This is a genomic window from Paenibacillus sp. FSL H8-0259 (genome assembly GCF_037963255.1).
GTDB classification, from domain to species: Bacteria; Bacillota; Bacilli; order Paenibacillales; family Paenibacillaceae; genus Paenibacillus_AQ; species Paenibacillus_AQ phytohabitans.
This window is the reverse complement of record NZ_CP150147.1, coordinates 2116082-2139583: the sequence shown is the minus strand read 5'-3', so window position 1 is coordinate 2139583 and position 23502 is coordinate 2116082. Positions and strand designations below refer to the sequence as shown.

The following is a 23502-nucleotide window of genomic DNA, read 5'->3' as shown; positions in this document are numbered from 1 at the left end:
TATATGAATTACTGCTCTTTATCCCGGCCAAGCAGTCCGCTGAGCGCTTCGGTCACATTCATACCGGTAAGCGTCTGAGTCAACTCAGGAACCTGGGCCATTATTTTGGCGATATCACCGGTAATTTTGTTCACGCCTGAGGTGGCTCCATCCTGGGAAATCACTGTAATCTTATCCACCTTGGCGAGCGGGGAAGCAATTTTCTCAGCCAGCTCCGGCAGTATTTTCAGGAATTCCACGGTAAGCGCAGCTTGTGTGAACTGTTTGTACGCTTCGGCTTTCTTCTCCAGGGCTCCCGCTTCCGCCGCTCCGGCCAGCTGGACAATCTCCGCATTCGCTCTCCCTTTCGCCAGCTCAGCTTCCGCCGTGGCCAGTCCGCGCTTGGTCGTTGTCGCTGCCTCGGCTTCCGCCTCAAGAATCTGCCGCTGCTTGGCGGCTTCCGCTCTCATGACCGTAGCCTGGTTCTCCGCCTGGGCAGGCTTGATCACCGTTGCCTCCAGCTCCCGCTGTCTCAGCTCGACTTCAATTTCCCGGACTGTGCGGTTGGCCTCCGCTTCCATCTGCGTGATTTTGACCTGTTCGGTAACGAGCGATTGCTTAATTTTGTTCTGCTGCAATTCATACGCAAGATCCGCCTGTGCCTTCTTCACTTCTGTCTCCAGCTTGAAATCCGCCTGCTTGATGTTCAGTTCCTTCTCAAACAGGGATTCCTTCGCGCGGGCGGCGGTTCCCGCTTCAATGGTGGCCTGATGCGCATTGGCTTTGGCAATGGAGGATTCCTTCTCCGCCTCGGCCTGCTTGATCTGAATGTCGCGTTCCGCTTCCGCCTTGGCAATGCTGGCATCGCGGCGGATGCGCTCAATTTCCGGAACCCCCATATTGTCGATATACCCTTTGTCATCCGTAATTTTCTTGATGGTGAAGCTGACGACCTCAAGCCCCATCTTGTCGAGGTCCTCCGAGCAGGTCTCCCTCATCTTGCTGTTGATTTCATCAGGCGTCTTGAGGATGGATTCCACCGTCAATTGCCCGATCAAGCCGCGCAGGTGGCCCTCCACCGAATGCAGGATAATCGTCTCGCGGTCTTCTTCCGGCCGGTCGATGAACTGCTCACTGGCCGTCAGAATAGCGGTGGGATCGCTTTTGATTTTTATCTGGGCGACCGCCTCCAGGTTGAGCTTGATGCCCTGCCGGGAGAACATCGCCTGCGCCGGAATGACATCGAAGCTCATCAGCATCATCGAGATGGTCTTATTGTTCTGGAAGCCGGGGATGACGAACGTACCGCCGCCCTGCACCACTCTTTTACCGCCGAGACCGTATACAATCATCGCCTGATTGGGCGGGACTTTTTTATAAGCGGTCACTATACTGAACAAAGCCAGCAGAATAACAACAACAATGCCCGAGATTAAATAAAGAATAACCATTTGGTCCGACACTCCCCGTCATTTATAATTCTCCGAATTCCCTCTCGAAGAGGGTTACTTCCGCCATTCCCTTATCCACCTTCAAAATAATCACCCTGTCGCCCCTCACAAGCTGCTGGCCGCTTGCTGCCCGCACTCCAATGGAGCGCATCGTTCCGTGCAGCACATATTTCATTTCCCCGGCTGCCCCATCCGCTGCAGGTACACTGATGTATCCAAGCTGCCCTGCCTGCTCATAATCCAATTCATTCATGCTGCTGTCATACCGGGTCATCACCCGGGCCAGCACTGCATACATCAGACAACCTGTCAGCAAGGCAATCATGGTGCAGATCAGCACTACTGCAAGCACGCCCATTCCGCTGAAGCGGATAAGCACATAACCGGAGCCGCCCCAGACTGTGACAAACACCATCAGCGGGAGTATAGGCACAAAGCCCGGCCCCCCGGCGTCACCGCCCCCCGCATGCAGATGACCCGTCAGGCCATGTCCGTGAAGTCCGCCGCTGAGGAGCAGGAGCAGTCCGACCCAGAAGCACACGATAAATATAGTTAAGATAACGATCACCTCCTTAGGCAGTTCAGATCACATTATAAATACACTTTCCCGTTGTTATATGAATTGTTATTTTTGATTCAGACCGTCTTCCCTGCTGCTGCACAGCAAAAAGACCACAGCAGCAACAGGGCTCTCCGTGGTCGGTTAATCGATCATGGCGCTCATCCTCTCTCTTCGAGGCTTACGGGGTTAGCTGACGGATTCGGGCAGCGAGATTGCCCTACCTTGCCGGAGCACCGTTACAGCATGCAGCAAGGATTCACCCCAGGTGAGCGGCCGCTATCTGAGCAAAAGCCGTAATCACCGTTGGTTCCCCCGTTCCCATTACTGGAATTCAGCCATTTGAGAACAGTTAAATTTCATTCGGTTGTTGATTTGAATCTTACGCCTGCAGCCATTTAATGTAAAACGCTGCGGTTGACAAAAGAAGCCAAAAATGCCGTCCCTGCATGAATGAAGGCGTATTCTTTGCTTTCGTTCTTAAGCGGCCGATGATTTACTCCTTTTTGCTCCGTTTCTCTGGAGCAGTGCTGTTACATAGCAAAGAGGCTGTCTAGTAAGCAGTGAATCTGCTTACTAGACAGCCCCGGCCGGCAAATATTATCAATACAGTATAATTTCTTTATCGTTTCTGTGCTTCCAGCTCCCGCGTAAGCTCCAGCGCTTCAATACCGGCCAGCAGTACTATGCCAATTCCGTGAGTATCGTTGAGCTGCCAGGTGAGCTGCTCCTTGTAATAGAGCTTATTGAAGGAGTAGCCTGATCCCCGGCAGACGCCGTAGACATTCCCCTGCTTGTCGATGCAGTATTCGGCAAGGGCGTGCCAGCCGCGTATTGCCGCAGCGGCGTAGGGGTGCGGCTTGAGCAGCCAGCCTCTGCGCACCCCTCTAGCGAAGGCATACACGAACATTGAAGAGCAGGATGCCTCCGCATAGGATTCAGCATCCGTCAGAACTTGATGCCATAGCCCTGCAGCATCCTGTAGCCGCAGATACCCTTCACACAGCTCCCGGAAATAATCCAGCAGCTCCGGCTGCTGCGGGTGCTGCTCCGGCAGAATCTCCAGCAGCTCGGTCAGTGAGAACAGCACCCAGCCGTTGCCTCTGCCCCAAGGCACACCGTTCGGCTTGCCGAATTTATAGTCATAGACATGGTGCATAATGCCAAGCTCCGGCTGGAACAGCCGCGCGCGGTAATGCAGAAACTGGGCCACGGCGTCATCCAGATAGGCAGCATTGCCGGTCAGCTGATAGTACCGGACCAGAAAAGGGGTGCTCATATACAAATCATCACACCACATTGTTCCCTGCATGAAATCGGTCGTGCCCCGGGTGCGGTAGAGCGCACCCGCCTCGTCACGGGACTGTGTCCCTTGAATGTAACGGGCAATGTATTCTGCCGCCCCGGCTGCTCCAGGCAGCGGCTGCACGCTGTGCGCTGCCAGCATCGCCGCACCGAATGAGCCGCAATCATCCAGGGAGTCGATTAGCGCCAGCTGCTGATTAATTCCCGGAGCGCCGTAACGGCCCGTGTCCCAGAGTGAATATTCATGAAGCCGTGTGCACTGCTCAATATGGCCTCTGGTATAAGCGGTGTAATGGGAATCATCCAGCACTGTCCCTGTGCACAGCAGCCCGTATAACGTCACGCCCAGCGGATAATTCCAGCGTCCGTACAGCGTGCTCTCCAGATACGGCCTGACCGCTCCGCCGGGGCGGTCTACCCGCCAGAAGCAGCTCTCCGCCCCTTCCCCAAAGGGAGTATCCATCATAGCCGCCGCAGCAGCCTCCGGTGCAGCCGATGCAAGGAAGGTCCCCAGATACAGCCAGGGTCCTGCCTGCCCTTCCACAGGATGCGGCAAGACCAGGTTCACGGTGTCCGCTTCCGCTTCTCCCCCTGCGTCCGCCGCTTCCAGCCGGAAGCCCCAGTCCGGGCCATCGCAGACGGCCTCGACCAGCAGATCATGGCTGCCGAAGCCCAGCGGCAGCACACATTCAAGCCCGGCACTCCCCCCGGGCTGGATGGCGGCAAGCCTGCCATCCACATAGACCCGGAGTGCCGCCACGTCCCGGCTGCGGAGGCTCAGCCGGGTGTCAGTGAAGCCCGGCGCTGTCACCGCCAGCCGGCTCCAGGCCAGCGCCTTCGCGCCGGGAACCTCGCCGAAGATACGCGCGAGATTCCCGGCGCAAGCCACGGTATCCGGCCATCCGGCCTGCGGATACCAGGCACAGCGGGACGCGAGCGCCGCTTCGGCCGCGCCGCTGCGGAATGCGCTTTGCAGCGGCTCCGCCTGGAGTGCTGCTGTTCCTCCTTGAGGAACGCCGGCGCGCTCGCACTCCGGCTGCAGCATCCATCTGCTCTGCTGCGGCGCGCTGTAAATCCAGCCCTCACAGCCGCTGCGCCCGGCTGTCGGGGCCAGGAAATGCAGCGGTGCGCCTTTCACGCTGCCCGTGCCGAAGATGCCGCCGCAGCCCGTGCCGACTGCGGTAAATTCCAGCAGCACATGGTTCCAGCCCTGGCTTAGCCCGGTCCGGAAGTAGGCCCTGCGGTCCGGAAATACATCGTCGTTCAGATTGGACTGGAACACGGCGGAGCCATTGACATAGACCGTTACCGGACCGAAGCAGCTGACAGCCAGCGGGATATCGCTCTCTGCTTCGCTCCACAGCTTGCCCCAGACATAGACAAATTCCCCGTCCTGCAGCTCCGGCAGCCGTTCCTTCAGATTCATCTCATACCGGCAGTCGGATAGCCGCGGAAAGCTGTCCTCCAGATGCACCCGGTACACCGGAGGCTGCGGCGGATTGGCACCGATATAGCGATTGGCTACGATCGCAAGCACGGATTCGGTATGCTCTCCAGCCGTACGCACGATAGAATTCTGCGGATCAAAATATGCCGGAACACCAGCCTCCACAGTCTTGCTGTTCTTCACAGTCCCGCCAGCCTCCACAGTATGCCCGCTCTTCGCTGCCTCACCACTCTTCACCGTCACCCTTCCATTGCCTGCCTCACCGCCTATCACAACGCCACCTCACCGCCGGGATAGAGGGTGGAGCTGTACAGCCGCTTGGGCTGCGGCAGCTGCCGCCCGGGATGCACCGCCTGCAGCGGGAGCGGTTCGCCGGCATAGACGGCCGCAAGCTCATCCGTATAAATAATGACCTGCTCGGTCCCGCTGCCCAGCAGGTCCCCATGCACGGCGTATCCCTGCTCGGCAAACCGGGCAACGATATTCATATAGCCGTCATAGAGCGCGGGAAGCACAGCTTCGCCCCGGCGGTAAGCCAGAATATAATCCGGCGCATCCTTCCAGAAATGACTTACGGCTTCAACGATCGTCAGCCAGCCGTCCGTGGTGCGCTCTTCCTTCCACAGCTCCTGACCGGACTGGTCCAGCAGAAACATCGCATCTTTACCGCGCAGGCCCTTGCCGTCATCTTCACGGACCATACGGTCGAGACCGGCAATCTGCAGACCCGGCAGGTCGGGACGGAACCGTCCGAGCGCCAGATGCTGCGATTCAATGGAGCCTTCATACCGCCACAGCTCATGCCCGTCACGGTCATACATCACCGTCACACTGCCGCCGATCACCAGCTCCGGCACTCCGTCTCCATTCACATCGCCGACCCACAGACAATCCGCATGATCCTCCAGATCATGGCAGCTCCACAGCCGGTTTCCGTCCGCATCCAGCAGATCATATCCGGCCATGATCTCATCACGCCCGTCTCCGTCAAGATCGAACACCCACGGATAATGCCCCACATTGCCCTGATGGGTCCAGAGCAATTCGAAGCTGGAGTTCAGTGCCCACAGCTGATGATAGCGGTCTTTGAGGATAATGTCGGAAGGATGTCCGCTGCCCTTCAGGTCGGCAATAATGATACAGTCATGGGCTTCCTTGGCCGGTAGCGGATGGACCGACTTGACCTTGCCCGTCGCCCCCTCCAGAATCTGCAGCCGGTCATCCATCACACACAGCACCTCAAGCGCGCCGTCTCCGTCAATATCGAAGATTTGGGCCGGATAATCCGACCCTGAGCTGCCTGCACCATTATCCGGCTTCCCGGTCTGCCACAACAGACGGCCCTCCAGATCATAGGCAGTCAGGCACTGCACCTGATGCGGAATATAACGGACATCCTGGCGGTTATCCGGCTGAACCAGCAGCAGCTCTGCCCTGCCGTCCCCGTCCAGATCACCGAGCAGCATTTTACATCTTGGACCGGCGGCTGAAATATCGATTCCGGCCAGCCGGTGCAGCGATTGATTCGTTTTTTTCACAGTAATTCCTCCTTATCTCTATCCCAGTCCTGTAATCAGCCTAACTCCACAGTCTGTCCTCCAGGCACCCCGACCACAGTTCCGGCAACCTCCAGCCAGACGGCAGCAGCTCCCGGATTGTATACAAAATCCCGTGCGGCAGAAAAAATCAGCCCCCGGCAGGCCTTCATATAATGAACCAGCTCCAGGTTGCTCACATACCAGATGTCGTCCCGGCCGCCGGCCATGGCACAGAAGCGCTCCATCAGCTCCCAGTTGTTATCATTGTCGAATTCGTAGCTATGGCCCCACACATACATCAGATAGAGATACTGGCGCTTATGCAGTCCTATAAAAGTCTCCCCGTGGGCAAGCAAATCCCGGTTATGGTGACAGGTGGCCTGCCACTCCAGCCAGTCCTCCGGGAGGGCGAAACCGCCGCTGCTCTGGACAGTACGGGCATATTCGATGCCCAGATGGGGCAGCAGCCCCTTGATCTCTGCCGTATAGGACCCGTTCGGATAAGACATTCCGCGGACCGGCTGGCGGATTAGCCCTTCCAGTACTTTGCGGTCCTCCATAATATCCTCAACGATATACTCCTGCGGGCAGCGTGCCAGGGTCGGATGGCTCCGCGTATGCGCGCTGACTTCATGACCGCGGTACAAGGCGGCGACTTCCTCTGCCCGAATGCGGTCCCCTTCTCCAAGCAGTCCCGAATTCAGGTGAAAGCTACCCTTGATTCCGTGCATGTTGAACAGGCCGACCAGCCGTTCATCTGCCCGTCTGCCGTCGTCATAGCTCATCGTCAGCGCCTTATGCCGGCCTTGCGGATAGCAGTAATACACTCCAGACATTACGGTTAAGCCTCCTTTACATATGAAAATGAAGATCTATATAAGACACACTTAGGATCTGAACTATATGGCTTGAACTTGTAAAAGACTTCCTCTGCAGAACCTTGCGCTAGCAGGTCTGTTGAGTGTAATAATGAGGAGCAGATAGCAGTTATAGAATGATGGCCAGTTGATGGACGCCCCCCCTTGCGGAGCAAGGATTTCGTCCATGCAGCAAGTCAGATTCTTAAGCTCACTCTATATAGTTGTATTTCCTGCACTTAAAAGACGGCAAAACACGGGTTTTGCCGGGTTAACTGTATTCTGTACAATTAAAAATGGCGAAACGTCTTCTTTTCCAAATATGAGTACTTTTAACTGCATGAAATACAATTAAAGCTCTCGCAGTGCAATAATCGATCGCTTTAGTTGCACAAAATACAGTTAAAGCTTAGGCCCTAAGGGAGCGTCACAGAAAGCCAGCATTTCAAGCAAGGAACCCGGTGCTAATACGAAAGATTACCGGTTCAATCCTCCTGCAGTGCGAAATTTCCCCTATCGCCTCTTTTTTTCTTTTCGTTCCGCCGGGCAATCAAGGAGCATAGACAACCAGATCACTATACTCTGCAATCAGCGGTGCCATTTGCCGGAAGCCGATTCTGCCGCCTGCCAGCAGCGGGCCGAAGGACGAACCGTCATCCACCCAGTGCAGCAGCGGCAATCCGTCCACGGCAAAGGTCACCGCAGGACCCTGCTTCACGACCAGCATGCGGTAGGCTCCGGTCATATCGGCAACATCCGGCAACGGATCAGCGCCTTGCGCGACAAGGTGGAAGCCGTAGCTTTTGCGCAGATTGCAGGTGTGAAAGGACCGCTCCTCTTCCCACATCCGGCGGAAATATGAGATGTGGAAAGCATTCATCTCCCCATGATGGTACTGGTCATACTCCCCCGTGCGGACCGGCAGGGACGGATCAAACAGATCCTTGCCCCCGGCGCCGACAGCAGCGAAGAACAAAATAGCCAGTCCGGGTTCCCGCAGCGGGCGGAACTTCCACGATACCGCAAGCTCCGCCGGACAAACCTCCGGGCACCAGAAGACCACATTCGCCTGCTGCCCTTCTTTTGCATCCCGTTTACTCTCCAGCCTTAAACGTCCCTGCGGAAAGGTAACTATGCCGTCGCCTTCCATCCGGAAACCTTCCACATGCCCGGGTCCTTCCAAAGTATTGCGGTAGATCTCCCGCCAGCCTTCCGGAATCAGCGTCAAGTCCTGCTGCGCAGTCACTCAGCCGCCACCGCCTTTCCGGCATCCGCCTCTGCTCCTGCTCCCCGCTCCGGAAGAGCTTCAGCAATCAGCTCCAGGGCAATGATCGTGTTCAGCGACCACTGCGAAGCTTCATTCGTATTCATCCAGCCGATCTCATGGAGCGGTTCCAGGTAAGTAACCAGCGTCTGCTCTGCCTGAAGGTCAACGGCTCCGAACGGATTCTCCAGCAGGATGTTCCAGCAGCGTTCAGCAGTAGCCCGGTCATCCTTGTACCATGCGCCATAGGCAGCAATAGCCACACTCAGCACCGGATGCTCAAACCGCAGCCTGCCTGTAATCGCTCCTCTGGTAATGACATCCTTCTCTTCCTGAGGCAGGTTGTAGAACACGCCGAATTCCGCGAGCATATCCTCCCACTCCGGGTCCTCCAGCATCATCGCCAGCTCGAACCATACCTGCGGCCCGCCCATGCTGATCGCCAGATGCCGTCCCCAGTTGTCATCACCCATAGCGCTCAGAATTCCCGTCTTAGGGTCGTAGCCATAGGTTGGACCGGAGATCAGCCGCAGATTGGCCGCTTTGATACAGTTGATTCCCATTATGATTTTGTCGCGGTACGCCGTATCTTCATACCGTTCCCAGCGGGTCATCCAGTTGGAGCTGAACGCCGCCCAATCCGGACCTACCCGCACATGGGTCGGAAATTCATCCTTCGGAAAATAAGCCCGCATCGGGTCCAGCGTCACCGTGGAATAATCCGCATCCTTCACACTGTCCATGATGTCGCCGGTCCGCTCATCGCCGGTCAGATAATAGTAGTAGCGGTGCAGTCCGGCCATAGCTATCCGTGCTTCCTTGCAGCCGCAGCCCCAGTGCACGACATTATGCCGTGAGCCAAGGCCCGCATATTCCCCGAAATGATAAACATCCACCTCGCTGGTATGCCGGGTCATCGCTTCCGCCATACGGAATAGATCTGCGCGCCCGGTCCGCAGGAAGCTGAGCCACAGCCACATATTCGGCACCAGCTCGGCATTCTGCCAGGCGCAGCCGCCCAGATCGTAATTCCAGACATGGCGGACCGGATCATAGCTGTGCATGAAGTCGCCATAATCCCAGAAGCCGTACCATTTCCGCTGCCCGATCTCCGACTGGTAAAAGGAGAGGATGCCGTCCAGCCGGTCCTCCAGGCAGGCCTTGGCCGGTGTGCTCCGGTCCGGCAGGCTCCACAGGCCGAACGCCCGGCTGCGGTGATAATACTCCGGAGCGCAGACCAGCAGCGCCGGTTCATCCGCTTCCTGCTGCATCTGCAGCAGCTGTGCAGTTCCCGGCGTTTCCGCGGTGCACCACAAGGTCAGCTCGTTGGTGCCCGCAATACCGTACGGTGTAGCACGCAGTTCATCTGCGCCTTCGTAGGAGGACTCCACATGCGTCTTCGTATCGTAGTGGCGCAGGTCCATGGCCGGAACCTCCGGCGACCAGAACCAGACCGTTAACGCTGCTTCACTGCCGGAGGTGCCGGTAATCTCCAGCCCTGACGGGTGCTTACGCCAGAAGTTCTTCACTCCGGCGGCCAGACCGCCGCATTCCGAGCCGACATAGCTTAGCCCTCCTGCCCGCCGGCCTTCTGCCCCCTTAATCCAGGTGCAGCCCGCCCCTGTCCGCTTATGGATTACATAATGCTCGGACGAATCCTGAACGAGCTTGAAGCTGTCCCATACTGCAGAATCCTGAAGCAGTCCCGTGAAATAAGCATCCTCCCCCGGGTCAAACTGCTGGAGCTTTCCTTCCAGCTGCCCGGCGAACATGACGGCGTATTTGCCTTTGGTCCTGCGGGTATGAAGCGTCTTGGGCGACTCGCTGAAGATTCCTTCACTGCCACCCAGCCGGACATGGCGGTTGTACAACGGACCGCTTAGCGGCACCTTGAACACGATGCCCAGCCCCTTAATGAAATCCTGCTGCGGATTGCCGTCATAATGAAAGGTATGCACCAGCCGGATGGAATCCAGCCCGGCATAGAAGTATAGCCGCAAAGTATAAGGAAGCCATTCTCTGGCTCCCCTCACACTTCTATGCCTGCCTTCCAGCCGAACCACAGCACGCAGCGGTCCGGCTTCTTCCAGGCTTGCCCTGCGGGTCACGCCTGTAAAGCGTTCCTGCCGCAGTGTTAGCTCACCGCTGAGCGTATCGCGCTGCTCGCGGAGGCAGACCAGCTCACTTCCGCTGCACAGGAGCTGCTCTGAGCGGCAACCCTGCTGCTCCAAGCCAGCATCCGCGCCCATACCTGCACCTGCAATCGCACCTGTATCTGCGCCCACATCTGCACCTGCACCCGCACCTGCATCCGCCCCAACATCTGCACCTGCACCCGCACCTGTATCCGCGCCAACATCTGCACCTGCACCCGCAGACAACGCCGCACTTTCAACAGCCTCCGCAGCTCCGGAATATCCATGATCGCTGCCGGAACCTCCGGATTCCTCCGGAGCCCGGCGGATAATCCGGGAGATTGGTCCCGCCCCCCGCTTGCCCACGGTACACAGGATGGTGCCGGTATCGACAATATAGGCTTCTTCTGTTTCTTGAACGGACACCTGCAGGGCTGCCGGCATATCCCCCGGCACTGCAGACCGCTCCAGCGTATAACCCTCCGTACTCCCGTCGGGGCATACGGCCGAATGAAACGACCACTTGATGCTGCCGTCCGGCCAATAGGCGGCAGGGCGGCTCTGCAGCGGCAGACTGGAACCTTCCCCCGTCCCGTTAAGACATAGGGCGGACAGGTCCCCGCGCTTCAGTTCTCCCTTGGACCAGGGTACGCCCCAGGTAACCCCCGCAGCAGCAGCTGGCTGATTCAACCAGCGTAATTGTATTGGCATGGCTGAGGACAAAACGGTCATCTCCTTATGTGACATCACCGATCACAGAGACTAATGATCCGAGCCGGAGAAAGCTGCTTATTCGTGTACGGCAAATGAGAAGCCCTTTGGTACCTGTCTCACCTGATTCCGTTCTCCTTCTCCCCTTCATGCCGGCTCAGTTCACGGTAGCGTGTCGGAGTGATGTCCTCCTGTTTTTTGAATATCCGGTTAAAATAGCTCTGCTGATAGCCGACCTGCTGGGCGACATCGTTCATTTTCAGATCCGTATCGCGCAGCAGCTCCTTAGCTTTGTCCAGCCGCAGCTCTGTTAAATAATCAATAAAATTAATTCCGGTTACCCGTTTAAAGGACTTGCTGAGCAGAAAAGGGCTGGTTCCCGTATAATCCGCACAGCTGTCCAGCGAAATATTGTCCATATAATGCTGCTGAATGTACAGCATGGCCTGTTCAACCGTCCGCCGGATGCCGGCGTCAGAACGTTCGCACAGCTCCTTCAGGAAGGGGGCCACCACATGCCCGCGGAACCACGAGAGGATCAGGCCCGGCTCATGAATCTGTGACAGGCTTGCATACAGGTTCTTGCCCTTGAACAGCTGATTCGGGGCAATCCCTGCCTCAAGCACCGCATGCAGGATCGCGCCGAGCAGATGCAGCATTCCCTGCTGCACGTCAATGACCTTCGCGCCGCCCTCGGACAGCGTCTTCAGGAACTCCTCCAGCAGCCGGTCCGCCTCTTCCGCTTCGCCGGTACGCAGCGCCTGAATCAGGCCGCGCTCCAGCGCGAACGAATACTGCGGCAGCTGCGTGCCTTGCCCTTCCCGTTCCAGCTGCTCCAGGCTGATCACCTGGTTCCCGCCTCCATATCTGCGGTGACTGGCTGCCTGCTTCGCCGCTTCGAACGAGCGCGGAATGCCGGAGATGCTGTTCACCTCTGCACTGTACGCTACAGTTGCCTGCAGCTTAAGCATCCGGTTGATCGTGGCTGCCAGTTCTTCACCGAAAGCCTGAACCCGCTCCGGCTCCGGGCCGCTTCCCTGCTCAATCAGCAGAATGCCCGACGTAAGGTCATGCAGATTAACGGTCTCAGCCCGCCCGAAATGCTCAGCAGCCAGTTCGCCGATAATGTTTACCGCCGCGAAGGACACCAGGCTCTCGTCACCGCTGCGGAACTTGGCCTCCAGGCTGGAGATTCCTGTAAGCTGAATATACAGCACTACAAAAACGCAATTGTCCACTTCCCACTTGTATTGCTTCATCCGGCTAAGCAGATCCTGTTCGGAATAGGCATACAGATAACCCTGGAACAATTGATGCAGAAAGCTCTGCTGCACATGCGGAAGCTGCTCCGAAAGCGTGTATTGGAGGGCATGCCGCTGCCCGTGAAGATTCTGCCAGTGCCGCTCAATCAGCGTCATCTCGTCCACCCGGCCCCCGGAGGCCGCATGCTCGGGAAGCAGCGTCTGCAGCAGGCGGCGGACAGGCGAGTAGATTTTGCGGGAAGCAATCCAGGAGAGGACTGCCGCAAGCAGCAGCGCGCACAAGCTGACCAGGATGATCATCCGGGATAACCCCACCACCGGTGAAGTCACACTGGATATCGGAGAAGCCGACACATACATCCATTCATTCGCAATCCGGGAGAAATCGCCGTAGGTCACCGCGAAAGTAACTCCGTCCCAGTCATACAGGAACGATGTGCTGTCTTTAATGCCTCTGTCTGCTATCGCCTTCTGCAGCGCAGTAACAAACGGTGTGGCTGCATCGATCCCGTTCCCGGAGATGAACAGGCCCCCGGACTTTTGCTGCATGAATACTTCCCCCGTGTTGTACGGGGTCATGGTCCGCAGCATGGCGGATACCTTCTCTGTGTCCATCCGCAGCAGCAGTGCCCCGAAGGGCTCCAGGCTTCCGCCGGGAATATGATGCACCAGTGTCAGCTCCTTCTGCTCCGGCTTGGCCGGATCAAACGCCCATTCCGTCCAATAGGTGCTGCGCTCCTGCTCCAGCAGCTTCCCGTACACTGCATCTTCTTCGGGCGCCAGTGTCCCGTATTCCGTGCCGAACAGCACCGGCTGATCGCCCGCCAGGTACAGCTCCACCTGCCGCGCCATCGAATTCGAGCCCTGCATGACCACCAGGGTTTTGGTAATATCCCAGGCCCGTTCATGATTCAGGGTGAAATCCATGTTGCTCAGGCTGTAGTCGAACTTCGGCTCGAACGCCCAGTGGGCCAGCATCAGCTCCAGATTGGACAGCTGGTCATTAATGTTGTCCGCACGCTGCTCGATCTGGCGGTTATGCATACCCAGCAGCTCCTTCTCCAGATTGCCCCCTGCCATAAAGTACACCAGAGACCCGATGATCAGGCCGGGGATAGACGAAACGATCAGCACAATAATGAGATTATTGCGGTAATACCGGCCCTTCCGGCCGGTACGCCCCCCTGTATATCCCTTTCGTTCCCCTGCCGTTCCATTCTCCATATCATTCACCAGCCGAATCCATAGTTTAGAGTTGCAGCCTTACGGCTATAACGGGTATAAACCGGCTGGTGCCTGGAGCAGTGCCGGACTTACTTGCCCGTCTTCGAGTACAGTTCGTTCATTTCATTCACAAGCTCGTCCCCGCCTGTCTTCCGCCATACCTCAAAAGCTGACTTCAAGCCTGCTTCGTCAATCTGGCCGACAATGAACTTAATGCGCGCATCATTGATTACATTATCCAGCTGCGAGCCTTTTTGCGTATATACTGCAGAGATCAGCGCTTCGGCAGGATTGGTCACAATCGTCGCTTCATTAGCCTTCTGTACCTCTGTCTGCTTCAACCGCAGGGCAGTCTGCTTCACCAGCTTCGCCTTGTCCTCCGGAATGAACGGCAGCATCTGGTTGAGACCTTCCACTTCCGATTCCAGCAGAACCGTATCGCCTGAGCGTTCAATATATCCGTCCACCAGATTATAATGGACACCTTCAATTCCGTAGTTCAGCATCGTCTGCAGATCCTCTTCGTTGAGCCGGTCCAGGAAGGTCAGCACCTGCTTCAGCTCTGCTTCAGTCTTGACCGACGACTTCGGTATAGCCAGCATGCCGGAGAAACCGGAAGTCGGAAGGGTATGCAGTGCTCCGTCCGTTCCTGTCACACCGCCGATGACATCCATATAATGACGGTCAGGCTCATCCGTGCCTTCCTTCTGGAGTGCAGCATGAATCTTGTCATCGAGCCGTGCCCCGTTGTCCACCACATCGACAATGACACCGGCCTTGTTGTTGACCACCGGATCATTCCACTTCGAGCTGTCCATCACCGCGAAGTCGGAGTTGATCAGCTGCTCATCATACAGCTTTTTCATAAACTTAAGCGCTTCCAAGTACTGCGGATATTCATGCTCAGGAACCAGCTTGCCATCCTGTACGCCCCATTTGTTCGGGGAACCGAACCACAGCTTGATTGTATCGAAGCCGCTGGCCCATCCGCCGGTCCACTTCACCAGCACCATGCCGTAGGTATCCGCCTGACCGTTGCCGTCAGGGTCCTGTTCTTTGAACGCTTTTAGCATATTGTAGAAATCATCCACGGTCTGCGGAGCTTCAAGCCCCAGCTTCTCCAGCCAGTCCTTGCGGAAAACCACGCCGTTGCGGCCCAGCGCCCGTCCTCTGTAGATTCCATAGTTCTTGCCGTCGATGGCTGAGTTGCTCAGAATAACTTCCTTCGCTCCGCTCAGATTCGGATAATCCTTCAGGTACGGACCTACCTCCCAGAAAGCGCCCGATCTTGCCGCATTCACGAAACTTGAGGCTTTGACATCGCCCACATAGATAATGTCAGGCAGCTTGCCGGAAGCCAGCGTGATATTAAATTTGTCGGTATAGGAAGCGTTCGGCACCCATTCGAAATGGATCTTGGTGTTCGTCAGCTCCTCGAGCTTAGCGGCAACCGGACTGCCGTCCTTCGGATAATTCGTTTTGAAAATCGGCAGCATCAGCGTCAGATCCAGCGGTTCTGCAGCTTCAGCTCCGCCAGGCGCATTTCCTTCACTTGAGGCAGATTCCTTCTGCCCTGCAGCATTATTCTCCTTATTGCCGGCACAGCCGGTGAATACACTTAAAATCATAATAGCAGCTAGTAACATAAACAACCATCGTTTCAAATGTATGGAACCTTCTTTACGCGCAATCTTCATTACTTAGCCTCCCTTTGTATGTTGGCATACCCTTTTACCCTTTAACCGAACCGAGCATCACCCCTTTGGCAAAGTGTTTTTGCAGAAACGGATAGACGCACATAATCGGCAGTGTGCCGACCACGATAACTGCCATTTTGATCGACTGCTCAGGCGGCTGTACGAAATTCGGGTCCATCGAGCTGAGATCACCAGCTGCCGACTGGGACAGCATAACGATCTGGCGCAGCATCACCTGCAGCGGCCACTTGGACGGATCATTAATGTAGAGCAGCGCCGAGAAGAAGTTATTCCAATGCCCGACCGCATAAAAGAGAGTGAACGTCGCCAGCACGGGCTTGGAGAGCGGCAGTACGATTTTCCACAGCAGCCCCAGCTCGGTACAGCCGTCGATGCGGGCTGCCTCCTCAATCTCGACCGGAAGCTCCTGGAAGAAGTTTTTGACGATAATCAGATTGAAGGCGCTGATCGCACCCGGAAGAATTAACGCATTCAGCGTATCCAGCAGCTGCAGCTCGCGGATCACCAGATAGGTGGGAATCATCCCGCCCCCGAACAGCATGGTGAAAATAACCAGATTGAGGATTACATTGCGGCCCATCAGATAACGTTTGGCCATCGGATACGCCATGGTTACTGTGAAAAACAGATTGACCGCCGTACCGATCACCGTCACATACAGCGATACCCCGATACTTCTTACAATGGTATCCGTGGAGAAAATGAACCGGTAGGCATCAAACGAGATCGTAGTCGGAATCAGAAAGACAGCGCGTTTCGTAATTTCCGCCTCGGTTGCGAATGAACCGGAGACCACGAACAGAAACGGCAGGATTGCGGCAATTCCGATAACTCCCAATACAAAATAATTAAATACGTCAAACGTAATCTCTCCGGGGCTCTTATAATGTTTAGCCACGCACACAGCCTCCCTCTCAATAAAGTCCCGATTCGCCCGATTTCTTGGCGAGCCAGTTGGTGCCGAGCACCAGTACAACCCCTATCACCGATTTGAACAGTCCGACTGCGGTGCTGTAGCTGAACGCCCCCTGTGTGATCCCTAGTGCATATACGTAGGTATCAAACACCTCGGCCACCTCACGGTTCAGCGCATTCATCATCAGATAAATCTGCTCAAACCCATTATCCAGAATGGTTCCCATCCGCAGAATCAGCAGAATGACAATGGTGCTGCGGATCGCCGGCAGCGTAATATGCCAGGTCTGGCGCCAGCGGCTGGCCCCGTCTACTACGGCTGCTTCATATTGCTCAACATCAACACCGGCCAGCGCCGCCAGGAAGATAATCGTCCCCCAGCCGCATTCCTTCCAGATGGTCTGCAGGATGATCAGCGGGCGGAACCAGTCGGGGCTGGCCAGGAAATCGATCTTGCTCCCGGTCACGGAGTACAGGAATTCGTTGACAGCACCGCCCTGTGTAGTCAGGAATACATACGATATACTGGCGACGATGACCATGGATATGAAATGCGGTACATAAATCATCGTCTGAATCGTCCTTTTATAGAAGGACAGCCGGACTTCATTCAGCAGCAGGGCAAGTATGATCGGGGCCGGAAAAAAGAACACCAGATTATACAGCGACAACACGAGTGTATTGCGCAGCAGCATGAAGAAGTCAGGATTCTGGAAAAACGTGCGGAAATGCTCAAGACCGACCCAATCGCTTTTCCAGAAGCCCAGAAAGGGCTGATAATCTTTAAACGCGAGCAGCACTCCCCACATGGGTACATATTTAAATACGAGAAAATACAGGAGTCCCGGGGTCAGCAGGATGTAGAGCCATTTGTCCCGCTTCAGACGTCTGAAGCGCAGCTCCCGCCTGCTGCGGTAGGTTGCAGCAGCATGTATATCTGCTGTCCCTATTGCCGCTCCTTGCTTCATTACATTCACCTCCACATAGATAAGCAGCCTTGCGTTGCCGTGCCTTGGCTGCGCTTCCTATTATGGTTTCAGCAGATTTTTCCGGCAATCGGACTTTTTGGACAGGGGCCTGTCCTGCCCTGATCCGCTCCGCTACAATAAAGTGCAAAGCCGGCAAAACTTTACTATTGCCTGCTGCACGGGGGGCAACTATGATGCCGGGAGACCAAAACGCTCATAATGGGCTCCCCGGGAGGTAAAGCAAGTGAATCATAAGCTATATTACGGCGCTGCATGGTACCCCGAGCTCTGGGGGGAAGCTGAACGGAAGCATGACCTTCAGCTTATGAAGGAAACCGGCATCAATCTCGTCCGGATGGGTGAGTTCATCTGGTCGGAGCTGGAGCCGGAGGAAGGCTCCATTGATATCCGGCCCTTCGCTGAGCATATCCGGCAGCTGCATGCCTACGGCATCGACACCATAATGTGCACCCCGACGGCCACTCCGCCGGTCTGGCTGACACACGGGCACCCGGAACGCCTGGTCATCAGGGCGGACGGGGCGGTTATGGGCCATGGGTCCAGGCAGCATGTCTGCACGAATCACCCTTATTTCCGGCAGCGGGCTGCGATAATCACCGAACAGCTGGCAAAAGAGCTGGGGCAGCTGCCGGGTCTGGTCGCCTGGCAGCTCGATAATGAACTCAAGGCACATGTGTCAGAATGCATGTGCGGGACCTGCAAGTCACTATGGCATGAGTGGCTGAAGAGCCGCTACGGCAATATCGGGAAGCTGAATGAAGCCTGGGGAACGGGAGTCTGGAGCCAGACCTATCAGCAATTTGATCAGGTGCCGCAGCCGGTGGCTACTCCCTTCCTGCATAACTCATCTCTTGTAACCCTGTACCGCCTGTTTCAGATGGAGACAACCGCCGGATTCGCGGCTGAGCAGGCAGCGGTTCTCCGCCGCTATTCGCCAGCTCCCATAACCCATAACAGCAGCGTCGCTTTCCACGTGGACAATGAACAGCTGTTCCGGGAGCTCGATTTCGCCTCGTACGACACCTATGCCTCCCAGACCAATAAGCACGCCTATCTGCTGAACTGTGATCTCTGGCGTAATATCAAGCCCGGACGGGATTTCTGGCTGCTGGAGACCAGCCCGGCCTATGCCGGTTCGCTCATGAGCTACGGCGAACCCCATCCGGACGGCTATCTCACCGCTGAGGCTGTGTCTGCCTATGCGTTGGGGGCAGGAGCCTTCTGCTATTGGCTGTGGCGGCAGCAGCGCACCGGCAGCGAGCAGACGCACAGCTCCATCATCAGCGCCTGGGGGCAGCCTGCGCTCGGCTATGACAATGTGCGGGAAGCCTCCGCAGCGCGTCTGCTGATCGAGCCGCACCTGCTGGCTACCCGGCCGGTGCAGGCCGAGGTCGCAATTACCTACTCGGACCGGACCAAGGCGTACCTGGCGACGGAGCCGCACCGGAAGCTAAGCTACCGCTCCCTGCTGGGGGACTACTACAAGCGGGTACTCGATATGGGCATACACCGTGACCTGCTGCCCGAAGGCGGAGAGCTTAGCGGCTACAAGCTGCTGTTCACCCCTTTTGTGCATTATCTGTCACCGGAATATATGCAGAAGGCTCTCAGCTTTGCAGAGGCTGGCGGCATCTGGATCGCCGGTCCGCTGAGCGGAGGCCGCACAGCCGACCATACCCTGCATACCGATGCTGCACTGGGCGGGTTGGAGCGCATCGCCGGGGTAAACACCAGATATGTCTACCCGATGGAGGGAACGGGCAGCATTGGCGAGGCCTTCGGCCTCTCCGCACCGCTGTCCCTGTGGAGCGCGGTCTTCGAGCCGCTGCCGGGCGGTGCAACCGTGACCGGCAGGATCACGGCAGGCCGGACGCCGGGCCTGGCCTTCCTGACCGAGCAGCCCTATGGCCGAGGAGCCATCGTAATGCTCGGCTCCCTGCCCTCCGGAGAAGCGGGGGACAAGCTGCTGTGCGCGCTGATCGATCATTATGCAGCCCGGGCCGGTGTGACTCTGCGGAGCGATGTCACCGCGGGGACGGTCGTCTGTCCAAGACACGGAGCGTCCGGTGAACTATGGACGATCGTGAACATGGACGGACTCGGAGGCAGTGTAACCCTGCCGCGGGGCGGACAGGATGTGCTGAGCGGTGAGCACGTGCCAGCCGGTCCGCTGACGGTCGGTGCTTACGGGTACAGACTTATTGCGTTGTAGGCAAGAGGTGCCAAATGGGAGGGGGAGAATTCATCCGGGCTGGAGCTGCTCCTATCTGAAACCGGCAGTAAGCAGCAGAGTTTACTGCCACTCCTCAGCCTCCTCAGCCTCCTCAGGCCCAGGCCCTAATCGCACATCAGCTGCTCTGGCGGACTCACAATCCGCTAATCGGGCCCATCAGGCTGAATTGCGGGATAAGCGGACTCAGATTCCGTTAATGGGCCAGCTGGCCATCATTTTGGGCACGAATGAACAGGATAGGTGATTCTCAGTCCGCTTCGGCCTCAATATTAGGGTTTTCCGGGAAATAAGCGCTTTTCAGTCCACTTCACTCTGCTGACGACCACTTGCTCCAGCACACTGTACCTTATCTTCGCAATCCTCTGCCTGATAACCAAAAAGGCCAGCCAGAAGGTTCTGGCTGACCTAATCATACGAAAGACTACACCACAGCATTCCCTCTGCAGGTTGTAGTCTTTTTTATCGGATACCTGCTTCTGCTTATACGCCCATCTTCTGTGCTTCATCAAGCTGCTGCAGCTGCTCTATCTGGTGCAGATGATTAAGCAGCTGCTGATAGTGATCGGCTTTTTTCTGGACGGTAAGCACCATCTTCTGGAACTGCCCTGCATCCTGTCCCGATTTCTCCAGAATGCGCAGGAGATCGCCATTGATCTGCTCCACATCCTCCATGCTGCTCTCCTGCGACTCCTGAATCTTCTCCAGATGCTGGAACACCTCTTCCTCCGCCTCCACGATCTCGTTCATATATACCGTGGACTGGCTGATCTTCGCATTCGTCTCTGTCATCGCTGTTGTCCCGTCACCGGACTTGCTGTGTAGCTGCTCCATCACCTGGGTCATCCCCGAAAGGGAGCCCATGATCTCCTTCACATGACTGCGCGTGCTGTCGGCCAGCTTGCGGATTTCTGTGGCAACCACCGAGAAGCCCCGTCCGTGCTCTCCGGCCCGCGCCGCCTCGATCGCTGCATTCAGCGACAACAGATTCGTCTGCTCAGCAATATCCGTAATGATCTTCGCCAGCTGCTCGATGCTCCGGAAATGCCCCCGCAGGTCCTCATTCAAGGTGACAAATTCAGTAAATACCGCCGAAGCCTTCTGCATTTCAGCCGAGATCTGGATATTGGACTCTTTGGCGAATTCAATTTTATTGGAGGAAAAAGAGAGGCTGCCATACATTTCATTGATGAGATCTTCGGTCTGCCCGCTGTTGGTCTTCAGATGCTCCAGCAGCTGCTGGGTCCCGCCGATCTGGCTGATCAGCTCACCGCTGCCCGCCCGTAAAGCCGCAAACTCCTCTACCAGCTGTGCCTCTTCCTTGAGAATCTCGTCAGTTTCGCGGCGGATCTGTCCTGCCAGGGTATAGGCGTGCATCCCATAGGATTCAGTGGCCGAAGCGGGGGCAGCGTCAGCTATCCCGCCAGTATTCTCTGGAGGCTCAGGAGCATTTGCCGCTGTTCCAGCTGTCTTTAGCGTCCCGGCTGATGGTCCGGAGCTGTCCGTTTTTTCAAGAACGGCTAGTGTATTATGACTTTGAACACCTCCGGCAGAGGTGCTTTTGCCCCATGAAGTGCGTAATCTGGTTATCCACTGCATAATCAATCTACTCTCCCTTATTCAACCAGCAGCAGAATCATGGTCTGGTTGGCATGCTTTTTATAATATTGCTCTCCGTAGCTGATGAAACCTGTAGTGTTGCCGCAGAATCCGAGCATCGTCCTGTCAAAATCCGCCCACAGACCGTCCCGGATGAAGAGCTGATCCCGCAGCGTACAGTTAATGTTGAGCACAAAGGATGGCTTGTACGGGCTCCCGCCCAGCGTCTCCTCCAGCACAGCAAGCGGATCCGCCGCGCTCAGCACCTCCACATAAGTACTAGACATAACCTGGCTGTAAAATGTGACAGAGCCATCCGGGTTAATTGTCATCGGTGAGGCGATGATCAGATCGTCTTCGTATCTTTTGCCCAGCGGGCTGCTCAGGAAATGCTCTGCCAGGTCCGCCTCCGGGACACCAAGCACGCGCGCATATTCTTCCGCAGCAGGACGTCCGTTGAAGGAATACACCGTTCTGCCGAACACATCGGCTTCTGTCACCAGCAGCGTTGTCCCGGTGGGAACATAAATATTTTCTTTAACCAGTGCGGTACGGCCCGGCATATTGAAAAAAATTCCCAGGTTCCGCACCCGGCGGCTTCCTATGTAAATATAAGTCTCTCCATGCTCATCATCCGCTGCACTTCCCCCGATAATCTTGAATTCCGGGGCAATGAAAAACAGCGAGGAGAGGAGCGTCTCCTCCATCGCGCCTGTACCGTCACATAGCAGCAGCAGAAAGGCATTTGCGTTGCCTTGGACTTTGTGATATGAGGCACGTAGTATATTGCCGCTAAGCACGGGCGGATGCAGGATCTCCACAATATCGGCTATCCCTGATTCGTATTCGAACCCTGTGACTACGCCGCTGCGGTAGCCCTGCGGGGTATATTCGCCTTTGGTCGAGCACAATACCGCCCGGGAGGGTGCATACCGGTACAATTCGCTGACTGCCGCAGCGGAAGCGAACAGCACCAAGCCTCTGCTGCTATCGAGTTGTTCCAGATGCCGCCTGGCTTCGCCCGGTGTGTTAAAAGATAAAGCTTTCATTATGTATATCAACCTTCCTTCGCGGGATCTCTCCCTGCAAACGTTACTGAAAAATTAAGCTTTAATTTTCAATACTTCTTATGGTAAAACCAGAACCGGGCCTACTGTCTGTGAATAATGTCGCAATTCCATCGGCAAAGCCTTATTTCCGGCGCAAAAATACTGCTTTCACGGATGACTAAGGTTGAGCCGCTCACAGAAAGGCTGTATCATGAACATACTGTAGATACGATTGAACGATGGATACGATGCCCAGAGCCGGGCATCACATTAGTAATAGAAAGGAAGTGTGAGACCATGACTTATTCACAGCGTTCCAGTCACCCTGCTGCCGCATCGGACTACACCTATCTGGAATACCAGATCGAATTAGCTGCAGAAGAATTGGCGGTGGTATTAAAGGCGCAAGACGAAGCCCGGGCAGAGGCTATCCGCGAGAAAATTGCCAAACTCGAAGACGAGCTGGCGCTGCTTGAGGATTAAACCTGATTACATCTGATTACGCCGATTACACCTGATTACACCTGACTAAGCCTGACTAAGCCGATTATTTTAGTACCGTCACTTCTCGATTCTATCTCTAACAATAGATCATGTGATAATGATTATCAATGACAAAAAGATGTAGATTCCAGCAGCGCCGCAGTAGGCACCTGATTTCTCAAGCAAACCGATAGTCATTCGGTGCCGGGCTTCCGGCTGCTGCGGGGAATATGGGGTTGTTCTGGGTGTGCTAGGGTGTGATGGGTAGGTGCTGGGTACGCTGAGTGAGTGCTGGGTGGGTGCTGGGTGAGTGCTGGGTAGGTGCTGGGTGGGTGCTGGGCGTTGTGTGTGTTGGGCGTTGTGTGTGTTGGGCGTTTTGTGTGTTGGGCGTTTTGTGTCTGCTGAGTGCTGGGTGCGTGCTGAACGTTGTGTGTGCTGGGCGTTTTGTGTGTGCTGAGTGCTGGGTGCGTGCTGAACGTTGTGTGTGCTGGGCGTTTTGTGTGTTGGGCGTTTTGTGTGTGCTGAGTGCTGGGTGCGTGCTGAGCGTTGTGTGTGCTGGGCGTTGTGTGTGTTGGGCGTTTTGTGTGTGCTGAGTGCTGGGGGCGTGCTGAGCGTTATTCCGAGCGTTCTGCCCGGCAGCGAATGAGTTTTTGAGCAAAGATTACACTTTACAGCCTTGTCCAGGCAGAAATGTTGTACGTATTACAACTCTGCCCCCTAGTTTCCAAGGAGTTTGAGGAGATTGTTGTATGAAATACAACAATTGTCAGGCTAAGCCGCCGGAAAG

The 23502-nt window shown here is 56.1% G+C and carries 15 protein-coding genes and 1 riboswitch; of the genes, 2 read left to right on the top strand and 13 right to left on the bottom strand.

The features are described from left to right. Positions 1-8 precede the first annotated feature (8 nt). From NSU01_RS09095 to NSU01_RS09045, 11 genes are all read right to left on the bottom strand, one after another. Positions 9-1430, bottom strand: coding sequence for an SPFH domain-containing protein (locus NSU01_RS09095; protein ID WP_039295561.1), 1422 nt, complete (start codon positions 1428-1430; stop codon positions 9-11). 22 nt (positions 1431-1452) lie between these two features. After that, the gene (locus NSU01_RS09090) at positions 1453-1998 is read right to left on the bottom strand and encodes a hypothetical protein (RefSeq protein ID WP_144025964.1); all 546 of its coding nucleotides are present in this window, start codon (positions 1996-1998) and stop codon (positions 1453-1455) included. A 154-nt stretch (positions 1999-2152) separates the two neighbouring features. Further along, positions 2153-2339, bottom strand: a riboswitch (cyclic di-AMP (ydaO/yuaA leader). 272 nt (positions 2340-2611) lie between these two features. Next, positions 2612-5014: a glycoside hydrolase family 88 protein gene (locus tag NSU01_RS09085; RefSeq protein ID WP_339302961.1), complete on the bottom strand. Its 2403-nt coding sequence runs from the start codon at positions 5012-5014 to the stop codon at positions 2612-2614. Further along, complete coding sequence (locus tag NSU01_RS09080; RefSeq protein WP_256703765.1) at positions 5011-6207, bottom strand: hypothetical protein; 1197 nt, start codon at positions 6205-6207, stop codon at positions 5011-5013. The genes NSU01_RS09085 and NSU01_RS09080 overlap by 4 nt, the downstream gene beginning before the upstream one ends. A 107-nt stretch (positions 6208-6314) precedes the next feature. Beyond that, positions 6315-7115 carry a polysaccharide deacetylase family protein gene (locus tag NSU01_RS09075; protein WP_076242585.1) on the bottom strand — a complete coding sequence of 267 codons (801 nt, stop codon included), beginning with the start codon at positions 7113-7115 and terminating at the stop codon, positions 6315-6317. A gap of 571 nt (positions 7116-7686) precedes the next feature. Continuing rightward, positions 7687-8382 carry a DUF1961 family protein gene (locus NSU01_RS09070; protein WP_179093413.1) on the bottom strand — a complete coding sequence of 232 codons (696 nt, stop codon included), beginning with the start codon at positions 8380-8382 and terminating at the stop codon, positions 7687-7689. Next, entirely contained in the window at positions 8379-11258 is a 2880-nt protein-coding gene (locus NSU01_RS09065; RefSeq protein ID WP_339302958.1) for a hypothetical protein, read from the bottom strand. Before NSU01_RS09065 ends, NSU01_RS09070 begins: the two co-directional genes overlap by 4 nt. Before the next feature lie 107 nt (positions 11259-11365). Continuing rightward, positions 11366-13732, bottom strand: coding sequence for a helix-turn-helix domain-containing protein (locus NSU01_RS09060; protein WP_076242584.1), 2367 nt, complete (start codon positions 13730-13732; stop codon positions 11366-11368). Positions 13733-13821: 89 nt separating this feature from the next. After that, positions 13822-15429, bottom strand: a complete 1608-nt coding sequence (locus tag NSU01_RS09055; RefSeq protein ID WP_042134944.1) for an extracellular solute-binding protein — start codon at positions 15427-15429, stop codon at positions 13822-13824. Between the two features lie 34 nt (positions 15430-15463). Beyond that, a complete protein-coding gene (locus NSU01_RS09050) occupies positions 15464-16348 on the bottom strand; it encodes a carbohydrate ABC transporter permease (protein ID WP_039306771.1) in 885 nt (294 codons plus the stop codon). Between the two features lie 16 nt (positions 16349-16364). Then, positions 16365-17333 (bottom strand): sugar ABC transporter permease, encoded by a 969-nt coding sequence (locus tag NSU01_RS09045; RefSeq protein WP_039306775.1) that lies wholly within the window; start codon positions 17331-17333, stop codon positions 16365-16367. 244 nt (positions 17334-17577) lie between these two features. Here NSU01_RS09045 and NSU01_RS09040 point away from each other — a divergent pair, with 244 nt between their 5' ends. Next, entirely contained in the window at positions 17578-19566 is a 1989-nt protein-coding gene (locus NSU01_RS09040; RefSeq protein ID WP_076242583.1) for a beta-galactosidase, read from the top strand. A gap of 501 nt (positions 19567-20067) precedes the next feature. Here the strand turns inward: NSU01_RS09040 and NSU01_RS09035 are convergent. Both NSU01_RS09035 and NSU01_RS09030 read right to left on the bottom strand, forming a co-directional pair. Continuing rightward, positions 20068-21183: a methyl-accepting chemotaxis protein gene (locus tag NSU01_RS09035; RefSeq protein WP_083705136.1), complete on the bottom strand. Its 1116-nt coding sequence runs from the start codon at positions 21181-21183 to the stop codon at positions 20068-20070. A gap of 17 nt (positions 21184-21200) precedes the next feature. Continuing rightward, complete coding sequence (locus NSU01_RS09030; protein ID WP_076242581.1) at positions 21201-22232, bottom strand: FIST N-terminal domain-containing protein; 1032 nt, start codon at positions 22230-22232, stop codon at positions 21201-21203. A 297-nt stretch (positions 22233-22529) separates the two neighbouring features. On the opposite strand from NSU01_RS09030, the gene NSU01_RS09025 reads away from it, so the two are divergent. Then, positions 22530-22715, top strand: coding sequence for a hypothetical protein (locus NSU01_RS09025; RefSeq protein WP_076242580.1), 186 nt, complete (start codon positions 22530-22532; stop codon positions 22713-22715). The last annotated feature ends 787 nt before the right edge of the window (positions 22716-23502 follow it).